This is a genomic window from Bacteroides sp. 4_1_36, from assembly GCF_003466325.1.
Lineage (GTDB): Bacteria > Bacteroidota > Bacteroidia > Bacteroidales > Bacteroidaceae > Bacteroides > Bacteroides uniformis.
In genome coordinates, this window is the sequence record NZ_QSOX01000050.1 from 1 (window position 1) to 3,894 (window position 3,894).

The window sequence follows — 3,894 nt, forward strand, 5'->3', positions numbered from 1 at the left end:
CCGTCTACTGATATCGGTTATAAAAAGAAAAAGCGTCTAGCTAAATCAGGAAAAGACATCAACCTTCTAAAACAAAAGTTTCAACAAGAGAAACTGAGAGTTTCCCTTAGGAAAACCATTGGTTTCAACAAGTAAAACCTTTTGTTTCAATAGCCGGAAACTATTGTTCCGACAAGCAAAACCAGCGTGGAAGTCTGCACAAAGCATCCCAAATCACCAGCTTTTTCGACTCAAAACATCAGATTTTCCACAGAAAAACGCTGGAATCGACCTAAAAAAGCATGGAATCACTTGCAAAAAGAGCCTAATTGTCGTACCTTAGTACACTGTAAGCAAACCATTTTGCCTGCATGTGACAAAACAAAAAATAGAAATGAAAATCACCCAACTGAGAGAAAAAGACGGGAATCTGACACTGAGCACGACAGACTTGGACACCTTCCTACAGAAAATCAAAACGGAGACCAAAACCCAGCCCGTATCCACTTTCCGCCAGCAACTGCGATACTGCTTGCCCGGCAAGCGCTGCAACGAGGCAGACCGACTGCCCAAAGTACTCCCGGCAGCCGAATTCCGCAAGACGAACGGTGTCTGCCAGATGAAAACCTACAACGGCATCGTGGAACTGACCGTAGGCCCGCTTTCCGGCAAGTCCGAAATAGCCCTTGTGAAACGTCTTGCCTGGGAACAGCCCCAGACGCGGCTCGTATTCACCGGTTCCAGCGGACGGACTGTAAAGATTTGGACTACCTTCACCCGTCCGAACAATTCGCTGCCGGGCAAACGGGAAGAAGCCGAAGTATTCCACGCCCATGCCTACCGCCTTGCCGTGAAATGCTACCAGCCCCAACTGCCTTTCGACATTCTGCTGAAAGAGCCCAAGCTGGAACAGTACTCCCGCCTCTCCTTCGACCCCGAAGCCATGTACCGCCCGGACTCCATACAGTTCTATCTTGCACAGCCCGTCTCCATGCCCGACGAAACCACCTATCGGGAAGCCCTGCAAGACGAGAAGTCACCCCTGACGCGCGCCGTGCCGGGATATGAAGCCGAAGAAGCCATCATCATGCTGTTTGAAGCCGCCTTGCAGAAGACTTTCGCCGAAGCGACGGGTGCCGGTGCCGACAACAGCCTGCACTCCCTGACCGTACGCCTTGCCGAGAACTGTTTCCGTTCGGGCATCCCCGAAGAAGAGACCGTGAAGCGTACCTATTTCCATTATTATCTGCGCCAAAAAGAGACTGTCATCCGGCAGATTGTAAGAAGCGTTTACCAAGAGAACAAAGGCTTCAATACCCAAAGCAGCCTCAGCAAAGAGCAAAGACTTGCCATACAGACGGACGAGTTCATGAAACGCCGCTACGACTTCCGCTACAATACCCAGGTGGGCGAAGTGGAATACCGTGAACGCCACTCGTTCCGTTTCCGCTTCTCCCCCATCGACAAGCGCACGCTGAACAGCATTGCACTGGATGCACAGTCGGAAGGCATTCCCTTGTGGGACAGAGACATCAGCCGGTACATCTACTCCAACCGCATCCCGGTATTCAATCCGCTGGAAGATTATCTGTACGACCTTCCGCACTGGGACGGGAAAGACCGTATCCTGGCACTCGCCCGGACAGTACCCTGCAACAACCCGTACTGGGCCGAACTGTTCCACCGCTGGTTTCTCAACATGGTGGCACACTGGCGCGGCAATACCGACAAGAAATATGCCAACAGCGTCTCCCCCTTATTGGTAGGTGCACAAGGCACCCGCAAAAGCACCTTTTGCCGAAGCATCGTCCCGCCCGAGCTGCGTGCCTATTATACGGACAGCATCGACTTCTCGCGCAAGCGCGACGCCGAACTTTACCTCAACCGTTTTGCGCTCATCAACATCGATGAATTCGACCAGATAAGCAGCACCCAGCAAGGATTCCTGAAACATATCCTCCAGAAGCCGGTGGTCAACGTGCGCAAGCCATACGCCAATGCCGTGCTCGAGATGCGCCGATATGCCTCGTTCATCGCCACCAGCAACCAGAAGGACTTGCTGACCGACCCCAGCGGCAGTCGCCGGTTCATCTGCATAGAAGTGACGGAAGCAATAGACACCAACCGCCCGATAGACTACAACCAGCTTTATGCCCAGGCCATGCACGAACTGGACCACGGCGAACGCTATTGGTTCGACCAGTCGGACGAACGGATTATGACGGAAAACAACCACGATTTCGAACAGATACCGCCCGAAGAGCAACTGTTCTACCACTATTTCCGCGTTGCCGGAAATGACGAGGAGGGAGAATGGCTGTCGTCTGCCGAAATACTGAACCGCCTGCGCCGGTACAGCGCCATCCCGCTGTCCACCAAGAGAGTGAATGTATTCGGAAGGATACTGCAGAAACATGAAGTGCCGTCCCGCAGAACACGGTTCGGCACGCTGTATCATGTGGTGGAGTGCAAGAGACAAGAAGATTAGTCTTTAAAATATTCAGACACCGGCAATGCTTCTATCGTTTTATCTCCTACGGAAAATTTGTCATGTTGGTTATAAGTGAGTATCAGTCCATGCCCCATCTTGAAGAAAGACAAGGCATCCAGTAAGCCATCTACTTCCCTTTTCCGGTTTTCTGCGGTCAAGGCATAGCATACCTGGATGGCAAGCTGGGGCACAGAATTGCGTACAACTATAAAGTCGCATTCCTTCCGGTTCTCATTATAATAGAATATCTCAGAATAACGGCGACGCAATTCCGCAAAAACCATGTTCTCCAGCCTCCGACCCTCATCACGGGTGAAAGATGGAGAGGTGACAAATACAACACCATTGTCCACACAATACACTTTCTTCGGGTTCAACAGTTGCGCTTTATATGAATATGAAAATTTCGGAACAAAGTTTATCAAGTAAGTCTGTTCGAAATAAGAGAAATAATCAGACACAGTAGAAGTACTTTTCATTCCCAGTATCTGTTTCAGTTTTGTAGCAGACACCAGATTGCCCACATTCCCCATCAAATAGGCCAAGAGACTTTTCAAAGAGTGGTCATCACGTATATTATATCTCACGGCAATATCACGATATACTATATCATTGACTAAATCCGTCAGAACATCCTGATCATCCAGTTGCAAGTATTGAGGGAAGCCACCCTGATGCAGATAGTCGTACAAGGAACTGTCACCGATAGTCTTACCCGTAAAACCGCAATATTCAGCATACGAAAAAGGGAACAGTTCTTTCGTAATATGTCTTCCTGTCAACTTCGTGCCCAATTCACGACTCAACATCGAAGCATTGGAGCCGGTGATTCCCACATAAAACCCTTCATCCAACTTGCCCCGAATATACACCTCCCAACCATCAACAATCTGTATTTCGTCAAAAAGAAGAGCGATACACCCTTCATGTTCCTTAATAACTTCATCCACTATACGGAAATCACTGAATTCAAATCCATACAGTAAAGGGGTATCAAAATTCAAGGAGAGCACCTCTTCCGGCTTGTATCTATCCACCGATAATTGTGCCAGCAATGTACTCTTACCACAACGGCGAATACCAGATATAATCAGTGCATAGTCTGCTACCAAGGGAGGTAAAGACAACAATAGGTCACGTCGGAAACTTTGAAATTTCCTCAACCGTTCACGTTGCACACGTATGGCTTCTACTATATCCGATTTGCTTATCATAGGGCTATGTCATTTATATTCAGATACAAATATAAACATTCCATTCCGAATAAACAAATCTATCCATTTAGAATAGATAGATTTGTTTATTCGGAATGAAAGCACTACCTTAGCACCTCATTACAAAAATAACGCTTATGCAAGACATTATAAACGGACGTTGCGGCTGGTGCGGAACCGACGAGCTGTATGTGAAATACCACGATGAAG

The 3,894-nt window shown here is 48.5% G+C and carries 2 protein-coding genes and 1 pseudogene; 2 read left to right on the forward strand and 1 reads right to left on the reverse strand.

From position 1 onward, the window contains the following. Window positions 1-373 precede the first annotated feature (373 nt). Entirely contained in the window at window positions 374-2,467 is a 2,094-nt protein-coding gene (locus DXD65_RS20715; protein ID WP_005833260.1) for a BT4734/BF3469 family protein, read from the forward strand. Here the strand turns inward: DXD65_RS20715 and DXD65_RS20720 are convergent. Beyond that, window positions 2,464-3,684, reverse strand: coding sequence for an ATP-binding protein (locus DXD65_RS20720; RefSeq protein ID WP_005830138.1), 1,221 nt, complete (start codon window positions 3,682-3,684; stop codon window positions 2,464-2,466). The genes DXD65_RS20715 and DXD65_RS20720 overlap by 4 nt on opposite strands. A gap of 137 nt (window positions 3,685-3,821) precedes the next feature. On the opposite strand from DXD65_RS20720, the pseudogene DXD65_RS20725 reads away from it, so the two are divergent. Next, window positions 3,822-3,894: pseudogene (locus DXD65_RS20725) on the forward strand (DNA-3-methyladenine glycosylase I); the annotation flags it as partial.

Excerpts from the sequence above, each read along its gene's own strand:
- DXD65_RS20715 (WP_005833260.1), top strand. The coding sequence starts at position 374 with ATGAAAATCACCCAACTGAGAGAAAAAGACGGGAATCTGACACTGAGC.
- DXD65_RS20720 (WP_005830138.1), bottom strand. The coding sequence starts at position 3,684 with ATGATAAGCAAATCGGATATAGTAGAAGCCATACGTGTGCAACGTGAA.